This is a genomic window from Nocardia sp. NPDC004711 (assembly GCF_053601595.1).
This window is the reverse complement of sequence record NZ_JBSGCB010000007.1, coordinates 228,841-246,552: the sequence shown is the minus strand read 5'-3', so window position 1 is coordinate 246,552 and position 17,712 is coordinate 228,841. Positions and strand designations below refer to the sequence as shown.

15 protein-coding genes and 2 CRISPR repeat arrays are annotated in these 17,712 nt (G+C 65.1%); of the genes, 13 read left to right on the top strand and 2 right to left on the bottom strand.

Annotation, left to right across the window (positions count from 1 at the left end; translation table 11 throughout):
* Nucleotides 1–86 precede the first annotated feature (86 nt).
* On the bottom strand, nt 87–416 hold the full coding sequence (locus tag ACWEKS_RS09365) for a hypothetical protein (protein WP_452339620.1): 330 nt from the start codon (nt 414–416) through the stop codon (nt 87–89).
* A gap of 249 nt (nt 417–665) precedes the next feature.
* On the opposite strand from ACWEKS_RS09365, the gene ACWEKS_RS09360 reads away from it, so the two are divergent.
* The 8 genes from ACWEKS_RS09360 (at nt 666) to ACWEKS_RS09325 (ending at nt 11,560) form a co-directional block, all read left to right on the top strand.
* Nucleotides 666–1,061 carry a hypothetical protein gene (locus ACWEKS_RS09360; protein ID WP_452339619.1) on the top strand — a complete coding sequence of 132 codons (396 nt, stop codon included), beginning with the start codon at nt 666–668 and terminating at the stop codon, nt 1,059–1,061.
* 559 nt (nt 1,062–1,620) lie between these two features.
* Nucleotides 1,621–2,364: a CRISPR-associated endoribonuclease Cas6 gene (locus ACWEKS_RS09355; RefSeq protein WP_452339618.1), complete on the top strand. Its 744-nt coding sequence runs from the start codon at nt 1,621–1,623 to the stop codon at nt 2,362–2,364.
* Nucleotides 2,365–2,419: 55 nt separating this feature from the next.
* Nucleotides 2,420–3,877 carry a hypothetical protein gene (locus tag ACWEKS_RS09350; protein WP_452339617.1) on the top strand — a complete coding sequence of 486 codons (1,458 nt, stop codon included), beginning with the start codon at nt 2,420–2,422 and terminating at the stop codon, nt 3,875–3,877.
* On the top strand, nt 3,874–4,929 hold the full coding sequence (gene cas7i / locus ACWEKS_RS09345; RefSeq protein ID WP_452339616.1) for a type I-B CRISPR-associated protein Cas7/Cst2/DevR: 1,056 nt from the start codon (nt 3,874–3,876) through the stop codon (nt 4,927–4,929). Before ACWEKS_RS09350 ends, cas7i begins: the two co-directional genes overlap by 4 nt.
* Nucleotides 4,930–4,988: 59 nt before the next feature.
* Complete coding sequence (gene cas5, locus ACWEKS_RS09340) at nt 4,989–5,642, top strand: CRISPR-associated protein Cas5 (RefSeq protein ID WP_452339615.1); 654 nt, start codon at nt 4,989–4,991, stop codon at nt 5,640–5,642.
* Nucleotides 5,643–5,682: 40 nt separating this feature from the next.
* Complete coding sequence (gene cas3 / locus ACWEKS_RS09335; RefSeq protein ID WP_452339614.1) at nt 5,683–8,094, top strand: CRISPR-associated helicase Cas3'; 2,412 nt, start codon at nt 5,683–5,685, stop codon at nt 8,092–8,094.
* A gap of 1,136 nt (nt 8,095–9,230) precedes the next feature.
* A CRISPR array of direct repeats spans nt 9,231–9,522; the repeat unit is 24 nt; unit sequence CATCGCCCCTGCGAGGGGTCGCAA.
* Between the two features lie 1,017 nt (nt 9,523–10,539).
* Nucleotides 10,540–11,082 carry a ribbon-helix-helix domain-containing protein gene (locus tag ACWEKS_RS09330; RefSeq protein WP_452339613.1) on the top strand — a complete coding sequence of 181 codons (543 nt, stop codon included), beginning with the start codon at nt 10,540–10,542 and terminating at the stop codon, nt 11,080–11,082.
* 307 nt (nt 11,083–11,389) lie between these two features.
* Nucleotides 11,390–11,560: a CRISPR-associated endonuclease Cas2 gene (locus ACWEKS_RS09325; protein ID WP_452339612.1), complete on the top strand. Its 171-nt coding sequence runs from the start codon at nt 11,390–11,392 to the stop codon at nt 11,558–11,560.
* A gap of 154 nt (nt 11,561–11,714) precedes the next feature.
* Nucleotides 11,715–12,674: a CRISPR direct-repeat array (repeat unit 30 nt; unit sequence GTCACCATCGCCCCTGCGAGGGGTCGCAAC).
* Between the two features lie 369 nt (nt 12,675–13,043).
* Here ACWEKS_RS09325 and ACWEKS_RS09320 read toward each other — a convergent pair.
* On the bottom strand, nt 13,044–13,325 hold the full coding sequence (locus ACWEKS_RS09320; protein WP_452339611.1) for a hypothetical protein: 282 nt from the start codon (nt 13,323–13,325) through the stop codon (nt 13,044–13,046).
* Between the two features lie 38 nt (nt 13,326–13,363).
* On the opposite strand from ACWEKS_RS09320, the gene ACWEKS_RS09315 reads away from it, so the two are divergent.
* The 5 genes from ACWEKS_RS09315 to ACWEKS_RS09295 all read left to right on the top strand — a co-directional run bounded on the left by ACWEKS_RS09315 (nt 13,364) and on the right by ACWEKS_RS09295 (nt 17,487).
* Entirely contained in the window at nt 13,364–13,675 is a 312-nt protein-coding gene (locus ACWEKS_RS09315; RefSeq protein ID WP_452339610.1) for a hypothetical protein, read from the top strand.
* Nucleotides 13,665–13,955 (top strand): hypothetical protein, encoded by a 291-nt coding sequence (locus tag ACWEKS_RS09310; protein WP_452339609.1) that lies wholly within the window; start codon nt 13,665–13,667, stop codon nt 13,953–13,955. The genes ACWEKS_RS09315 and ACWEKS_RS09310 overlap by 11 nt, the downstream gene beginning before the upstream one ends.
* 1,217 nt (nt 13,956–15,172) lie before the next feature.
* Complete coding sequence (locus ACWEKS_RS09305) at nt 15,173–15,565, top strand: hypothetical protein (RefSeq protein WP_452339608.1); 393 nt, start codon at nt 15,173–15,175, stop codon at nt 15,563–15,565.
* 9 nt (nt 15,566–15,574) lie between these two features.
* On the top strand, nt 15,575–16,486 hold the full coding sequence (locus ACWEKS_RS09300) for an NAD(P)H-binding protein (protein ID WP_452339607.1): 912 nt from the start codon (nt 15,575–15,577) through the stop codon (nt 16,484–16,486).
* A gap of 146 nt (nt 16,487–16,632) precedes the next feature.
* On the top strand, nt 16,633–17,487 hold the full coding sequence (locus tag ACWEKS_RS09295) for an alpha/beta fold hydrolase (protein WP_452339606.1): 855 nt from the start codon (nt 16,633–16,635) through the stop codon (nt 17,485–17,487).
* Nucleotides 17,488–17,712: the final 225 nt, after the last annotated feature.

The following is a 17,712-nucleotide window of genomic DNA, read 5'->3' as shown; positions in this document are numbered from 1 at the left end:
GGCGTTGGCGCGCCGAGTAGATCGAAACCTGTTGATTGTCAGATCATCCGGGAAGGTACGCCCTCCCGGTCATCCACAGATTTTGATCATTGCTCCAGGTCGGACCATGGGATGTCGTCGAGGTACAGGTCAGTGGCGCGTTTGATTCCGGACTTGGTCAGTTCGGTGCTGAGGCGAGCGATGTCCATCACCTCGTTGGTGAAATTGCGTCGCCCCCACTGTTCCCAAGCCCATGTCACCATCCCGGTGGCCAGCAGCAAACCGCCGAGCTGGCTGACGAACGCCGACCAGGGCGACCATGCCTCCGGGTGGAAACTCGATGCGGCCAGCGCGCCGGCACCGAGGATGCACATCCCGACCGCGATGTTGCCGATTACGAAGTTGGTGATGCGCTGTAACTGCGGAGATGCGGCCATGCCGCGACCGTACTATGCCGGTGCGGCTCAAGCCTGATAGTTGTTCCAGCCCAGGTCAATTAGCCTCGATTGACCGGTTCTCGCGTATCGGATCTTCGAGCGATCGGTATCTCGAGTGCGGACTCATCGTCGAATGCGGTCGCTGCGAACGTCTGTGACTCGCGTGGTCGTCCAACCCGCTGTCATCTCCGCGGCATGGGCACGCATGATGTCGGGTCGATGGTCGTACGCTGAAGATGGAACCAACGAGTGGGGAAGGCTGTGTCTGGCAACATATCTCAGAGTTCGCATGAGGTTGCGGCGCCTTCGGTAAGGTACGCGGTTTACATCCCCGTGTCGGTCCCCGGAGACGATTGTGACGACTACGCGCTTCAGTTCGTAGTGAAGGGATTCGCTCTGCCTCGGGTGGGGGAGACGCTTGGTTTCGATTCGGTAGGCGGTGGGCTGAGGGTAGTTGTGTCGGAGGTCGTCCACACCTTCTTCACCCAGGAGGACGGACCTCCGTTCGGGGACGTGGTGGTTACTGCTGATCTTGGTGATGGTTCGCCGGTTCAGAATGCGCGAGCACTGCAGTTGTTGGATATGAACGCGTTAAACAAGTGGATCAGCGAGTTCCCGATGCTCGAACCGATGTTCCCAGTCTGACCTTGGCGTGCTCGTTGTATGACGCCCTTGAACAATCGGCGAGGTCTGTGAGCCGCGCGGGTTCGCCATTCGAGCCTACGACCCGGCTCTGTCGCGAACACTCTGCGGGCTGCTAAATCCCCTGCAAGCCAAGGATTTTGACAAAGTAGTGCTACTTCCAGGGTGGCAGGCTGCTCAGGAGGCCGCCGACCGCCGGAATCGAGTTCGCGCTGCCCGTTCCGATCGGCGCATATCCGTCTAATCCCCTCGCAGGGGCGATGGGTTTCGCCATTCAGAGGTGCTCTCCCCGAACGTGAAACAGTTGCGACCAGCTCGAGCGGACCAATGGGCAATGCCGTTCGAAGGCGATGAATTGTCTTGATTGTAGACAGCCCACAAAACGTTCCGGTCGGTCGGAATTCTTTGTCGTGTTTAATGTTTGGGGATTGACGGGCAGGATTTCTCGGGCATACGTTAGTGTCCTGGCGCTGGTCACGATCATGGCGGTGGCCTCCGACAAGTAGCGTTTTCAAGCGCTCGGTCCTGGTTTCGACGGTTCGAGATATGGGGGGTATATCGCATGCGTCTACGGCTGAGTTTCCACACCGGCGCGGCAGAGTTGCCCTGGGTCGATGTGCTCCGACCTGGGCGTGCATTGGCTTACGCGTTGCTCGAGAGTGCGGCACCCGAACTGGGAGCCGGGTTGCACGCCCATGGTTACGGCCGCTTCGGGATGGCACCCTTCGGGTACTCGGCACCGGTCTTTCCGGCAGCGCGGCGACGAACCGGCGCTTACCCGGCCGGCGGTCCGGGGATCCTCGAACTGGGCAGCCCCCTACCGGAGATCGTCGAGGCGTGGGCGAAGGCGCTGACGACGATGCCGGTCATTGCTTGGGGGGCAACCGCATTCATCATCGATACTGTCGAAACCGTCGAGCCGACCGACTTCACGTCCGGGAGGGCGAGGTTCCGCACCAGCACCCCGGTCGTGATGAAGTCCTCGGGTCGGGACGAGTCCGGCAAGCGCACAACCCGGCAAGCGTGGTGCCTGCCAGGTGAACCCGAGTGGGACGTCTACATCGAAGCGAATCTGCGACGCAAGGCCGAAACATTGGGCTTGGACCCGGATGTGACGTTGGAGCGAGTCGGCTGGGTCGGGGCGAAACGATCGTTCGCGGTGGGCAGCGCCACCGGACCCGGAGGGAAGAAACCCGGCGCGTGCGTCGAAATCGATGTCGCCGGCGCCCCCGAAACCCTGCAGGCCCTCCACGATTGGGGCCTGGGCCAGGCCAACTCCGCAGGTATGGGCTGGATCTGTTGCTGACCCCGGCCTTGCCGCAACACCCGTCGAGGTCCCGGACCGTCAGGAAGAGAAACTCATGTCCGATGCCCTGATCCAACAGCGCACCGTGATACTCACCGCCAGTCCGCTGCAACGCATCGGCGCCTTCGCGCTCGCTCGACTGGCCGGACGAGACCACCCCGACCAGATGAGTGTCGAGCAGTTCGACGGAGCCGTCGACAAGATGACCGAACACCTGTGTCTGACCGCCGGGGTCGACAAGGCCAGCGACGCCGGCGGGTTCTGGCTTTCGGCCAGCTATGCGCTGTGGCCCAACTCCAAGATCAACCCCACCGCCCGCGGCAAGCAAACCGAAGCCCAACGCCGTGAGCTGATCCAACAATGGCGTCGGATCCCCCGCGACGCCGACATCACAGCGTGGCCGGGCGTGCCGTGCGCGTATTGCGACCGCCCGGCGTGTGACTGGTACGGCAAGGTCGACATCCCCCTGGGCGCCAGCGTCGAACACCGCAACACCACCGCGCCCGGACATCAGGGCACACCCCTGTGCTTCGCGTGCGTCGCGAGTTTGTGGGCCTTTCCCTACGGCTGCGACCTGTCCGGTGGCCGTGCCACGGCGATTCACTCCTGGGACGAGGACTTTCTCGCTAACGTGACCGCCAGTGCGGTCGGTCGTACACTGGCCAACTCTCAGATGCCGCCGGTGAAGGTCAAAGCAGCTCCCTACGCGCGCGAACGCATGGTGCTCGATCAGGTGCGTTCCTACTATCCGCGGATCACAGCCGGTGTCGAGCTGATCGTGGCGTCGAACTCCAACAAGGAGCAGTACCTGCGCACGCAGGAGCTGACCGAGCCAATCGCGCAATGGTTGCGGTCCACGGCCCGCCATCCCGACCGCCGTGCAGGATACGGCGCGTTGTGCACGACTCAAGCCTCCCAATCTGTTCCCGGCGAAGCGTTTCTGGCCAAGCGCGTGTTCGACAGTCCCGCCGTGGTGCTTTCGCGGGCGGTGAGCTGGCTGTTGGAGGCACTCGCCGATCGCGGCACTGTCCCTGACGAGGCGATCACCCTTGCTGCCCTGGTGAACTCCTATTGCGTGGAGGTACTCAACGTGGAAGAGAAAGACGTCACCCAACTCACCGAACTGGCCGATCGGCTCGCGGCGCTGCTGGGCCAGGACGCACGGCCCGGACCGTTCCAGGGATTCGTGCGCGCCAACGCCCGAGGCGGCAACCTCGATGGCTGGTTCCGCACCAACAGTGTCGCGTGGCTGCTCAAAGACGGCCACCGCCCCGACGGCATGCCCGCGGTCCTGTTGTCCACGCGAGACAGTCGCCTGCTCTTCGACGGTGACAACCGCTGGGCGCACCGGCGGCTGCTGTTCTTCGCGGTGATCGAGGCGCTCGCCGCCCGAGGGTGGAAACCCAGTGGCTCACCCGAGGAGCTGGAAGACCTTGCCACCGAAGCGGGGAAACACGCGGCTGACACCGACGGTGAAGTCGCCGACAACGACAGTGAAGGGGAATCGCGATGACCTTTTTGGTGGGTAAGACCGTTCTGGAGATCAAGGCCGGTGCACCCAACAACGGCAGGGGTGAGGACAACCGCGGGATGGTCAAGCAGTTCACCGTCGGTCGTGATCGGGTGCCGTATGTGTCCGCGCAGGCGTCGCGGCGGTGGCTGCGTGACTCGTTGCCCGCCGGTGAGCCGGTGTCGCCGGTGGTGCGCAGCGGTGAGGGCAAGAAGCAGCAGGCCTATACCCAGGGGCGGCCCGACCAGTTCCTCGACGACGATCTGTTCGGCTACATGATCGCGGTCAAGGCCGATACCGTCGGTGGCAAGAGGGGGGAGTCGAAGACGTTCATGCGTGACACGGTGCTGGCCACCGGCACCCTGGTGGCCGTGGTCCCCAACCGCCCGGTCATGGACTTCGGCACGATGAGCCGTGGCTTCGGACCCGACACCAACCCCGTCATCCACGAACACGAGATGTATACCGCCGACCTGGCCGGTGACCTTCTGCTCGACCTGCCACGCGTGGGAACCTTCGAAATCGGCGGCAACGCAATGAAATCCGCGCTCCCGGCCACCGTGGCGGCCGACCTGCTCGCGGGGCCGTCGACGGAGGTATCGCTGCGGGGGACGCGGTGTGTGCGTCTGCCGATCGAGGAACGCCGCCGCCGTGTCGCGGTCCTGCTGCGCGCCATGGCGTCGGTCAAAGGTGGCGCCAAACAGTCGGCTCACTATGGTGATCGGACCCCCGGACTGATCGTGCTCGCACCGATCAAAGGTGGCACCAACCCCTTCACCCGCGTCGTCCGCAACCGTGACCGCGAAACCTATTTCGACGTCGATGTCCTGCGCGAAGAGATCGCGGCGTGGGAAAGCGAACTCGACGGCCCTATCCGGATCGGATGGGCACCAGGATTCCTCGGCGATTCCCGTGAGAAGGCGCGCACCGACCTCGCCGACCTGATCAAGGACGAGACGATCATTCTCGATCACCCGCGGACCGTGCTCCACACCCTCGCCCAGGAGTTCCTCGACGGCCACCGCGACAACTGGTTCGACGACCCCACCGACTGACCGGCACCTGACCACCTTCGAAGAGGCCAGCGCGCCTCGTCGTCACACAGGAAGCGATCATGCCCCCGGCCCTGGAAATCGTGTTCACCGCGCCGATCGTCAGTTTCCGCAACCCGCTCTATGACGGACTGCAGGTGGGACTGCCGTGCCCGCCGCCGTCCACGGTCGGCGGGACGCTCGCCGCCGCGGCCGGCGGGTGGGACCACGTCGCCGACACCACCCGATTCGCGATGACCTTCCACGCCGCGGGGTTCGGCACCGACCTCGAGACCTACCACCCGCTCGCCAACCCCGGCACCCCCGCCAACATCACCATCAAAGACCGAGACTTCCTCGCCATGACCACCCTCACCGTCTGGCTCGTCACCGACCTCGACCGATGGCAGCACGCGCTGCGCCGCCCCGTCTGGCCGATGCGACTGGGACGCAGCCAAGACCTCGTCGCCACACGCACCCGCCGCGTCGAACTGAGCACCGGGCCAGGAACCCAAGGCCACGCCATCGTCCCGGACACACTTCCCCACGCGGCCGGCACCCGGATCCGTCTCACCACCGCCGTGTCCATCGACCGTGCCCGAACCCGTTGGGGCAGCTACCGCTACGCCGCCCAGGGCGCGGCGACCGACATCGACACCGGCTTGGTCACCGACACCGGTCAAGCCGTCGCACTGCTACCGCCGATACACCCCGCCCAGCTCAGCGCAAGCGCCTGACACCGGTTCGCTGTCCAACCCCCGCGCACGAGAGAACCTCATGCATGACCTGTGGGCGAAAAGTCCGACCCCCCGACCCGGCCACCCCACCCCGCGCGGAGAACTACTCACCCACCATCTGCAGGCAACCCTGAACTCACTGCGGCAGATCCAGGATCGAGTAGGCCGAATACTCCCGATGCCCGGCAATTTCTGGGTCTGGGCCGCGCTCGCCGCGCTGCTACACGACACTGGCAAAGTAGCCGACGGCTTCCAACGCATGGTCGGCAACAGCGTTGAACCGCCCAAGAATTGGGGACAACGCCACGAAGTCCTCTCCCTCGGGTTCGTGTCCCTGCTCCTGGACCACCTCCCCGCCGAGGACCGCCTCTGGATCGCCGGCGCCGTCGCCGGCCACCACCGCCCCTTCACCGGCGCCAAGGGATCACTGCTCACTCTGTATGGCGGCGACAACCCCACAGAGTTCAGCACCAACTTCCTGCCCGCCGACACCGACGCCGTCAACCGGCTCTGCGCGTGGCTGCACCACACCGCCACCGCGTCCGGGCTTCCCACCCAATCGCACGACACTCTCATCACCCCCGACGCGCTCGTCACCCACGCCCACACCCTGTTCGACCGATTGATGGATCGCTGGGAATGGACGCTGATCTCCGACGACCGCCACCGCGGACTGACCGCGGTGCTGCTGCTGGGTGCGGTGACCATGGCCGACCATCTCTCCTCAGGACACCGGCAACTCCAGCAGCACCAACCCCTCGTCGCCGACTACCGCACCGGACTGACCCGGCGCCTCGCCACCGCCGGGCACACCCTGCGCCCCCAACAGGCCCGAGCCGCCGACACCCGCGGCCACATGCTGCTGCGGTCATGGACCGCCAGCGGCAAGACCGAGGCGTCGTTGCTGTGGGCGCGGACCCAGGTCACCGACCTGGCCACACTGACCGCGGGAAACCCGCGCGTGTTCTACCTGCTGCCGTATCTGGCCAGTATCAACGCGATGACCAGCCGTCTGAGCGACGAACTCGACACCAGCGACGGGATCGGAGTCGCCCACTCCAAAGCCGCGTCCTACCACCTGGCCCGCGCCCTCGAGGACGGCTGCGCCGCAGATGCAGCCGGTATCCGTGCCGATGCTGCGCGCAAGGCGCACTCTCGCACCCAAGCAACCAGGAACTTCCGGGAACTGCTGCGCGTCGGGACCCCCTACCAGCTGCTGCGCGGCGCCCTCGCCGGCCCGGCGCATTCCAGCGTCCTGGTTGACAGCGCCAATTCGGTGTTCATCCTCGACGAACTGCATGCCTTCGACGCGCGTCGCCTCGGCATGATCCTGGCGATGATGCGCTTGTGGGAACGGACCGGCGGCCGCATCGCGGTCCTGTCGGCAACCATGCCCACAGCCCTGGCCGAACTGGTCGAAGCGAGCCTGCAGCAGCCGGCCACGCTGGTCGAACCGCCCGCCGACGCCACCGCCCCTGCCCGCCACCACCTGCACACCCGCACCGCTCACCTCACCGCCGATGAGTCGATCGCCGAAATCAGCGCCGCACTCGAGGCCCGAGAATCGGTGCTGGTCGTCGCCAACAACGTCAAAGACGCGGTCTACCTGTATGAAAAGCTCGCACCTACCTGCACCGACCTGCACGGTGACGACTCGGCGTTTCTGCTGCACTCGCGATTCAAACGCGAGGACCGCAACAACATCGAGGCCGCGATCCTGCGCCGATTCGCGGTCGGCAACCCCCGCCGGCCCGGACTGCTGATCGGCACCCAAGTCCTCGAAGTCTCACTCAACATCGACCTGGACCGCTGCCACACCTCCGCCGCCGACCTCGAAGCGCTACTGCAACGATTCGGCCGAACCAACCGGGTCGGCGCGCTCCCACCCGTGCCCACGATCGTGCACGAACCCACCTACACCCCACGACGCGGCGGCGGCGAACTGTGGGCCGACGGCGTCTACGAGGAAGCGCCGACCCGCCTGGCATGGGACATCCTCACACGCCACAACGGACAGATCATCGACGAAAAGGCCACCACCGCATGGTTGGACCAGGTGTATAGCAGCCCATGGGGCAGCCACTGGCGAGCCACCGTCGACAGCCATCGCAAACTGTTCGAAGACGGATTCCTCACCTTCGCCCAACCATTCGACGACCGCTCATACCTCGCCGAACGATTCGATGAACTATTCGACGGCACCGAAGCGATCCTCAGCACCGACCGCGACGACTACGAGCAAGCACTCAAGGAGACCGGCACAGACTCCGCCGCCGGCCGACTACTCGCCGACCGCTATCTCATCCCCATGCCGCATTGGGCCGGATCTCTGACACAGTTCGAAAAATCCCTCAACGTGCGTGTCATCGACGGGGACTATGACCCTGTGCTCGGCCTGCAGAAGGTGCGCGGACCGGCGCAGCAGATCTATCGGGCTGGGTGGGTGTTGTGATCGCCAGCCACGATGTGGCCGGCGTCCACATCAAAACACATCAAATGTACCCGCGGGTAGGGCTGCCGATCGTATCTGTCACCATCGCCCCTGCGAGGGGTCGCAACGTGAACTCTTCGAGCCGCTCCCACGCGCGCGCCAATCACCATCGCCCCTGCGAGGGGTCGCAACCAATACCAGGCGATCGGTGCGCGGTAGTAGATGGGCAGTCACCATCGCGCCTGCGAGGGGTCGCAACAACTGGTGCGCCGAGTGGATGATCAGGCGCTCGCCGGTGACCATCGCCCCTGTGAGGGGTCGCAACCAGACCACGAACCAGCAGTGGCCGGCCGCGGACTTCGGTCACCATCGCCCCTGAGGGGTCGCAACTGCCATACGTCGATGGGCACGAGCGTGATAGGCCACGGTCGCCATTGCCCCTGCGGGGGTCGCAACTAGAGCGCCAGGCAGTGCGCGACCCACCGTTTCCGGGTCGCCATCGCCCCCTCTCCGACGCCATCCGGGTCCTGTCCAGCCTGCGGCGACACCGCCTGACACAACAGGGGTGGCCGCACAGATCAGCCCTAGTTCTAGATGCCCTGCTGCTGTTTGTCGTCGCTGCGGTCACCATCGCCCTGTGGGGGGTCGCAACGTTCGATCAGCCAAAACACCTGGGTGGGACTCGGGGCCAGTCGCCGTCGCCCCTCCGAGGAGTTGCAGCAGCACGGTCGCGACGCGTTCGGCGGTCCAGACGGCCTCGTTTACCATCGTCCTTGTGTGGGGTCGCAACTACTGGTACGCCATCCGATGGACAGGCCGTTGTAGCTCGTCGCCATCGCCCCTGCGAGGGGTCGGCGATTGCGCGCAGCGCCGACGGCTGGTCATCATCGCCCATGCGAGGGGTCGCAACTAAATACCTTCGGGGTGGGTACCGAGGTAAACCCCTGTCACCATCGCCCCTGCGAGGGTCGCAACACCGTGGCCGGTGTGGTCGGCTCGGTGCTCCCCTGGCGTCGCCATCGCCCCCTGCGAGGGGTCGCAACCGCATGATCTGCCAGTACGGAGACTTGATGACACCGGCGTCGCCATCGCGCCTACAAGGGGTTGGTCGCAGCGTGTCCGGCGGCGCGATCCGAGCCTCGTACATAATCAGGTCACCATCGCCCCTGCGGGGGGTCGCAACTGGGATCGCGCGTTCACCACGCCGAACTACGGCCTTCACCATCGCCCCTGCGAGGGGTCGCAATATCGTCTGCGCCTGGACCCGCAGGAGCCGGTCCTTGGTGTCACCATCGCCTCTGCGAGGGGTCGCAATTACATGCCGTCGAGGCGGCGGTACATCTCCTCGACCAGGCCACCATCGCCCCTGCGAGGGGTCGCAATGGGTTGTCGCAGTCCGGCGGGCAGAAAAGCCTGTGCGGTCATCATCGCCCCTGCGAGGGGTCGCAACATGAGCACCTGTTCCCAGTCCGGGAACTCACCCGGCGTCACCATCGCCCCCTGCGAGGGGTCGCAACTCCAGGTCGATGGGCTTGGCCTTGATCAGGACTTGCCGTCACCATCGCCCCTGCGAGGGGTCGCAACCAGAAGTCGCCGAACTCTTTCATCTCGCGTGTGATCGTCACCATCGCCCTGCGAGGGGTCGCCACAGGCCGAGGTAGCGGGCGCGGCGTTCCACGATCTGCAGTCACCATCGCCCCCAAGGGTTCGCAACTCACACTGCTGTTCGCGCAGCGCGGTGAGCGACAGAGTCACTATCGCCCCTGTGAGGGTCGCAACGCCTTGGCGGGCCCGCGCGGGTCCAGCTCGCACACCGGTCGCCATCGCCCGTGCGCGGGGTCACAACATGAAGATGTTCCACAGCGGGACCTCGGGAGAGAACTCGGGTAGCCATCGCCCCTGCGAGGGGTCGCAATATCTCGGCGCGGTCGCGCAGCGGCTCCCACTGCCGGGTTACCATCGCCTCTGCGAGGGGTCGCAATAGCCACCACTTGGACGGCTCCACCGTCTCGCCCTGGCGGTCGCCATCGCCCCTGCGAGGGGTCGCAATAGGTACTCGGTCGCGGTCGCGAATGCGCGCAGTGCGTGTCACCATCGCCCCTGCGAGAGGTCGCAACCTGACCTGAATCCTGCGGCTGTTCGCCGCCGACGCCAAGGCCATGGCCACGAACCTGTTCCCGATCGACCTGTTCGCCTAACGGGACGACCACACCGGCCTGACCGTGCATCCGCGGTTAGACGAGGAACTGGCCAAAGTGCAGCGCGGGTTCCAGCTCTACAAGGACCCATCTGGTGGTGGATCCCGCGTGTCCGCCACACTCCCGCGCGGTGGCCGAGCTTGAGAATCAGATGGTCACGACAGAGTCCACCCAAGATCGGTTCAGGCGGGTGTGGCAACATCGAAGCATTGGACTCCTACATCACCTGTGAGTCCAATATGTGAGTTAAAATACTCACATGCCACGGATGTCGATCTACCTGCCCGATGATCTCGCTGAGCTGCTGAAAACCGCCGGCACAGGCGAGTCGACATCCCAGGTGATCCAGGAAGCCCTCCGCCGCCATTTCGGAGAGTCGTCCGGTGCGACTTACGCTCGGGTGCCGACGGATGCGCCGCGACTCATCGAGCAGGCGAGAAACCGGCTGATGCCCATGGCTCAACAGGAATACGAGGACGGATTCGCTGCGGCGTTGAAGCGAGCCGCAGATCTGCCATGGGAGGTTTTCGACGAGCTCGACGCCCATCATTTCGACATTGCTGCGTGGATCCGGCCGGTGACGCGCGCAGCTCATTCCGCGGTCTGCGAGCAGACATCGCCGAGCACAGCGGGACCCGAGTGGCTTTCCCTGCTCGCCGAGGATCTCGGTCAACTTGCCGATCCCATTGGGTTCGACCGGTTTTCATTCAGGCGTTCCAGCATGTACCTGCGTGGATATGGTGATGCGCTCCGGCAGGTGTTCGTTGCCGTTCTTCAACATCACAGCGATAACGCCGAAGTGCATGGCTGACCACGTCGGGACATGTCTGGCAACGAGTTCGGCGCCCCTGGTAGACCTGCGGGTGGACTCATGACCAGCTTGTTCACCACCATCGTTAGCGCGGGTCCCGGTGCAGGCGCGATCTGGTGGGTCCACAGGGACGGGCCCACCCGCTTGTGCGCGGGTCTTGTCGCGGTGTTCCACCCCACCGCGGCGCGACGCAGAGACGCCCGCGCAGTGCTGGCGGCCACGAAACGGTCGGGCCAAAGGCGGTGACCATTTCGGTGTGCTCTTAGACAGCCAAGATATGGCCGGCAATACCTGCATCATGTGCAGCGTGTTCGAAGGCCAACTGTGCGACGCCCAGCTCCGCAGGTTCCAATCAGCCGTCGAGTCCGCCCTGGACCTGTCGTACGACAACGTTCTGGTGTACACGTTCCCGCCCGGTGCGCAGCCTCGGCGGCTGGAGTGGGGCGCTGTCGAGCCCGCGCCGAGCGATATCCTGTGAAGAGGACGGTATGCCCGCCTCTCGCCGTTGTCGATCGTGATCCTCGTCAGATTTCAGCGACACGCCGAGTGTTCGCGCAAGATCGGCGGTTCACTGAGAAATCGGCCCGAATCAATAGCCCCTGCGGCTCTATGAACAGGTGTTTTACCCTGGGGTCACCATCGCCCCTGCGAGGGGTCGCAACTCGGAAAACCACGGCCCAGCGCAGCGACCACCCGCCCAGTACCATCGCCCCTGCGAGGGGTCGCAACACGCCAAATGGCTGGCCACCTACGGGCCGGTCGCGCCGGTCACCATCGCCCCTGCGAGGGGTCGCAACTTGACCGTGGCGAAGCGGGTGAGCGCCGCGATGTGGTCACCATCGCCCCTGCGAGGGGTCGCAACGTGAGCGCCTCCTCCCGCGCCGCCGGCCCGGACTCGTCACCATCGCCCCTGCGAGGGGTCGCAACTCGCAGATGCCCTGCCCCGCAGCGATATCGACATACGGTCACCATCGCCCCTGCGAGGGGTCGCAACGCGAACTTGGCCCAGCTGCCGCGGATATCGGCGATCTGGTCACCATCGCCCCTGCGAGGGGTCGCAACTTCCTCATCCGCGACTGGAATGGGGCGGCCACTTCGGTGTCACCATCGCCCCTGCGAGGGGTCGCAACTGGATCGCGAAACAGGTGCCTCCGAAGCGCTGCACGTCACCATCGCCCCTGCGAGGGGTCGCAACTTGGCGATCTGCTCGGCGCGGCGGCGGCGGGCCTCGTCACCATCGCCCCTGCGAGGGGTCGCAACAGGGTGGCGACGTCGGGCGGCAGCGTGCTGCACGTGTCACCATCGCCCCTGCGAGGGGTCGCAACGTGACGCTGCGCTCCGGGCTCACGCTCTCGGGCTCGTCACCATCGCCCCTGCGAGGGGTCGCAACGCGCGCTGCATCTCGATCCCGAGCCGCCGCTTCGCCGGTCACCATCGCCCCTGCGAGGGGTCGCAACCTGCTCGGAGTCGAGGCGGTGACCGCAGCGGCGTCCGGTCACCATCGCCCCTGCGAGGGGTCGCAACGTCAGTTCGTGCTGCGCAGCGACTTCGGCGTTGATCTGGTCACCATCGCCCCTGTGAGGGGTCGCAACGTGAGTTGCTTCGAGCACCACGTACCCGCGAGCAGGGTCACCATCGCCCCCCTGCGAGGGGTCGCAACAAGACGTCGGATCCGAAGCTGCAGGCCATCTACGGCGTCCCATCGCCCCTGCGAGGGGCCACAACGCCAGATCACGCGCCTCGGAGATCAGCATGCCGCGTGTCACCATCGCCCCTGCGAGGGGTCGCAACGCCCAGCTGTCGTATTGCGGGGCCACGACGTTGTCGGGTCACCATCGCCCCTGTGAGGGGTCGCAATGTAGTGATGCCGTCAGACGCATTGATGATGACCGGCTGTCACCATCGCCCCTGCGAGGGGTCGCAACAACACGTGCTCGGCTATGAGGAGAAAAACCCGAAGGTCACCATCGCCCTGCGAGGGGTCCCAACAGGTGTTCGTCGGCAGAATAGGAGAGCGGTAGCATGCGTAACGCATGGTCAAGCTGCATGCCGCGCTGACCGAACCGGCCAAGGCACCGTGCCCGGGCGCTAGATGATGTCGTCTGGCGGGGCAGCAGTGGGTACGGCAGGGTGCGGTTCTGCTCCTCGATCCGCGCCCGGCGCTGCGGGCACATCATCGACATGTAGCCCTCACCGACCGGGCTTTCGCCGCAGATCTGGCACATTTTCTGATCGTCCGACACGCCCAGATCATAAGCGACCGCTCGGCTATCATTCGCACATGGGTTCGAATGACCGGCGAATCTGGTATCTGCACCCGGACGGCTACGCCATCGACAACGACCACCTGGTCCAGACTCCGCACGGCTGGGTACTCCCGACGCCGATCTTCTGCTCGGGCCCACAACGCCACGTCCTTGCGGCGAGCCGGTCGGTCCTCGGATGGACCGCGTGCCGCCTCGCGGGATGCTCTCGTGGTCATCTCGTCCACACCTGCGGCCGGTGCAGTGCGCATGTGTATCAGCCGGAACTCGGCCCGGGCTGTAGCCCGTTGGCCTTCGACGGGCGAGACGGTGTCAGCGATGGCATCTGACCACCTCCTCGCCGCGGTCCTCGACGTCCTCGCCGAGGTCGATCCGGCCGAGATGTTCGACGGGCGCGACGTGCTGCGCGCGGTCCGGCCGGTGGTCGACCCGGCGCCGGGCCTGGACGACGTTGACGAGGTGCTCGGGCTGCTCGCCTTGCCGATGCTCGGTGGTGTCGTCGTGGTGTGCGACGGCGTCTATCGGACCGGGGCGGCGGCCGAGGTCGTGGTCGCGAGGTTGCGGCGGCTCGCCGAGGCTGTGCGCGTGGATCTGGCCGACCGGTATTGAACGCGCCGGAAGGCATTGCGGCGCTATCGGTGCTGACCGGGTGGTGCCGGCCATCGCCGTCCGAACCGAAGTCCGCCCGGCATGGTGGTGATGATCATGATCCGGATCTGATGGAATCGCCACCGGTCCACGGGGTCGGTCGGGTCGAGTCCCGCGCGCCGCAGGCGCTGGCTCCGTTCGTCGTTCATGGTTGGTTTGACGGCGGGCGAAGGCTGGGCGTTGCCGCGGACACGCGAATGTCCGCCATTGGCACGGAACTGCTCCGCCTTGTGCCCGAGTGTCCAGTTCTGCGGCCGTCGAACACGTGGAACTGGCACGTATCTGGCATTGAAACGCGACTGGTGCGCAGACGTGCAGGTCAGTATGTGCCCTCGGCAGGATTCGAACCTGCGAATGGCGATTCCGGGGGGTGAGCGGACCGGTGGCGTCGTGGGTCACCATCGTGCATGGTGGTGGCCGTCGAACTCGACGTGCCTCAGCCGGCTGTGCCGGAAAACCTTCGGTTTCGCCGTCGGGATCCGGAGGAGATGAGGACCAATGTATTCTGCATGGATGCTCGCCTCTGAGCACTGTTTTTGCAGGTCAGAACACTGTTTGGCTCCTTTGATCTCATAATCCATTGGTCGCGGGTTCGAGCCCCGCCCGCCCCACAAACAACCGGAAGATCTCCGGGACTCGCCGCGGACCGTCATGCGCCATGTCGCCGTTGGCATTCGAACCGGCAATGGCATTCGAACCGGCAATGTTGTTCGGGCAGCCCAGCTGAGAGCAGACCCGCTGGGCGATGCGAGCATCGAAAAGTGATGCCCGAGCGGGCTCGTCGGCGATACGGACACCCTCCCCGCCAGATCGGAAGCGCCCGTGCCGCAACCAGATCCGGCGCCACGGTGGGCCCGCTCCAGGCCGAGGGCCCCAATCTCGTGAGATGGCACATCTAGACCCTGAGGGCGCGGGGTGTCGGTGTTCGAGGTCCTCGTCGTCGCGGGCGGGACCGCGACGGTGGAATGGATCGGCCCGGTGGGACACCGAGTCGCGAAGGAGGCGGGAACCGCGGGTGCGGTGCTGTCGGCGGTCTGTGGCTGCGCTGTACCGCATTGTCCATATGGGATTCCCTATAACCCGGGCTGCCGGGCTATAGGGTTGCATGGTCATAGGTCACACATCGTGGGCGCGCGTCGGCGAGCCGGCTCGCTGCCGGATTTCACGGGAGGCGCGGCATGACATCGACGTATATGGGGAAGCCGTACTATCCAGCGTGGCTGGATAACCTGGCCGACGACGTAACCGGGGAAGGCGCCGCGTGGGACGGCGTCATAGAAGGCGCAGCGGCCGTCCATGAAGTCGTGGTCGCTGCCCGCGAAATCTACGAGTTCCAAGACTTTCATTACGCCGGTCCCTGCGGCGAGAACAGTTTCCTCGAGGACTACACCTCATCGGTGCGCGGCGTCCCGATTCATGTCATCGTCCTGGTCACCTTCAACGCCGCCGGAGAGGCCCAGCGCCTCGTGGTGAACCACCGTCCACGCAGCTCGGTGCTGCTGTTGTCCCGCTTGATGCTCGAGAGGTTCGCCGACACGCCCCTTGCCAAGCATTGGGAAGACACACCTTGAGGAGCGACTATGAATGCGCCCTTGTACCTGATCACCGGGGCTGGTGGTGGCACCGGTGGCGTGAGCCGGCAGGTGATCGAGCAATTGCGGGAACGCGGGGATCGCGTTCGCGCGCTGGTGCACCGCGACGACGCCCGAGCTGAGCCGTTACGTGCACTCGGCGCTGATGTCGTAGTCGGAGATTTGACCGATCCACGAGATGTGGTCGATGCGATGGCCGGTATCGATCGCATGTTCTTTTCGATGAGTGTCTCTCCGGACTACCTGCAGGCAACGGTAGTCGTCTGCGACGCCGCGTTGCAGTACGGCCACCTTGAGGTGGTCGTGAACATGTCCCAGATGACTGTCTCTCAAATGACGCTGACCAGCGAGGGGGAGTCTCGTCAACATCGACTGCATTACCTCGCCGAGCACGTCATGAACTGGTCGGGTGTCCCGGTCGTGCACATCAGGCCGACGGTGTTTCTGGACAATCCGATATTCACCGGACTCGCGGCACCGTTGCTGCGAGAGCAGAACCTGTTGGCCCTCCCCTTCGGAACGGGTCGAACATCACCGATAGCTGCCAGCGACGTGGCCCGCACGATTACGGCAGTGCTCGTGGATCCTGCCCACCGCATCGGCGACGTCTACGAATTGACCGGCCCGGCGCGTTTGGACATCGATGGCCTGGCCGCCGAGTACACCCTGGGACTTCACCGGCAGATTCGCGGCACCGACATTCCCCACGAAACCTGGGTCCACGAGGTCCTCGAGCCCCGAGGTCTGCCCGCGCACGTCGAGCAGCATCTGACCACACTGGCACTGCTACACCGTGCCAACCGCTACGACCGAGCCACCGACGACGTCGAGAAGATCACGGGACAGCCGCCGTCCACAGTCGGTCAGTACATAGCCGGACACCCGGAACTGTTCTCATAGCGGACGCCAGACGATGTGGCCGCCCTCGGCAAAAGGCTGAACTCGATCGCCGGACCGAAAGTTCTTGTGGGCCATGCCTGTACGGGCGCGGTGATCGGCGCAACACCTCGCATTCCGCATCCCCGAAGAGAGCGAGTCACCAAGTCATGTCCACGATCCGATATTTGCACGCCGACGTCGACGGATTCCGCGTGTCCTACCGCGAGGCGGGCGCGCCGGGAAAGCCCAAACTGCTTCTACTGCACGGCTTTCCGACGTCCAGCCATATGTTCCGCGACCTGATCCCCTTGCTCGCCGACGACTTGCACCTCATCGCCCCCGACCTGCCGGGCTTCGGCGGTTCGGACATGCCGCCCCACGAGCAGTTCGCCTACACCTTCGACCACATCGCCGAGGTGATCGACCGCTTCACCGAAGTGGTGGGCTTCGACCGGTACGCGATCTACGTCTTCGACTACGGCGCCCCGACCGGATTCCGGCTCGCCGTCGAACATCCCGACCGCATCACCGCCATCGTCTCCCAGAACGGCAACGCCTACGCCGAAGGGTTGAGCGAGGGCTGGAACCCGATCCGCGCCTATTGGGAGAACCCCTCGGACGCCAATCGCCAAGCGCTGCGGCAGTTCCTCGCACCGGAAACCACCCGCTGGCAGTACACCCACGGCGTCTCCGACGATGCCCTGGTTTCCCCCGACGGCATCGCCCTCGACAATCACTATCTGGCCCGCCCCGGCGCGGACGACGTGCAACTGGACCTGTTCCTCGACTACCGCAACAACGTCGCCCGCTACCCCGAATTCCAGTCCTACTTCCGCACCCACACACCACGACTCCTCGCAGTGTGGGGCAAGAACGATCCCTTCTTCCTCCCTGCCGGTGCCGAGGCTTTCCGACGCGACCTCCCCGAGGCCCAGATCCACTTCTACGACACCGGCCACTTCGCCCTCGAAACCCACGCCCACGACATAGCCCAAGCCATCCGGTCGTTCCTCTCCGTCTGAGCGGCAGCGGTCGTGCAAGGTCTCGCGACTGTAAAACATCGCCCCTACCCCGGCGGGAATCGGGTCAGCCGTTGAGGAAGGCGAGCAGATCGTTTCCAGCGCCGTGCGCTGGGCGCCGAAAATGCCCTGGGGCGCGCCGGGATACACGCGCAGTTCGGAAACGTACCTATCAACAACAAGATTCGCTCGTGGAACCCGATCAATCCGCCCGCCGACTACCTGATC

Bases quoted from the DNA above. Each gene is read 5' to 3' on its own strand.
- ACWEKS_RS09365 (WP_452339620.1), bottom strand. From the start codon at position 416: ATGGCCGCATCTCCGCAGTTACAGCGCATCACCAACTTCGTAATCGGC.
- ACWEKS_RS09305 (WP_452339608.1), top strand. From the start codon at position 15,173: ATGACATCGACGTATATGGGGAAGCCGTACTATCCAGCGTGGCTGGAT.
- ACWEKS_RS09330 (WP_452339613.1), top strand. From the start codon at position 10,540: ATGTCGATCTACCTGCCCGATGATCTCGCTGAGCTGCTGAAAACCGCC.
- ACWEKS_RS09355 (WP_452339618.1), top strand. From the start codon at position 1,621: ATGCGTCTACGGCTGAGTTTCCACACCGGCGCGGCAGAGTTGCCCTGG.
- ACWEKS_RS09350 (WP_452339617.1), top strand. From the start codon at position 2,420: ATGTCCGATGCCCTGATCCAACAGCGCACCGTGATACTCACCGCCAGT.
- ACWEKS_RS09300 (WP_452339607.1), top strand. From the start codon at position 15,575: ATGAATGCGCCCTTGTACCTGATCACCGGGGCTGGTGGTGGCACCGGT.
- cas3 (WP_452339614.1), top strand. From the start codon at position 5,683: ATGCATGACCTGTGGGCGAAAAGTCCGACCCCCCGACCCGGCCACCCC.
- cas5 (WP_452339615.1), top strand. From the start codon at position 4,989: ATGCCCCCGGCCCTGGAAATCGTGTTCACCGCGCCGATCGTCAGTTTC.
- ACWEKS_RS09315 (WP_452339610.1), top strand. From the start codon at position 13,364: ATGGGTTCGAATGACCGGCGAATCTGGTATCTGCACCCGGACGGCTAC.
- ACWEKS_RS09310 (WP_452339609.1), top strand. From the start codon at position 13,665: ATGGCATCTGACCACCTCCTCGCCGCGGTCCTCGACGTCCTCGCCGAG.
- cas7i (WP_452339616.1), top strand. From the start codon at position 3,874: ATGACCTTTTTGGTGGGTAAGACCGTTCTGGAGATCAAGGCCGGTGCA.
- ACWEKS_RS09295 (WP_452339606.1), top strand. From the start codon at position 16,633: ATGTCCACGATCCGATATTTGCACGCCGACGTCGACGGATTCCGCGTG.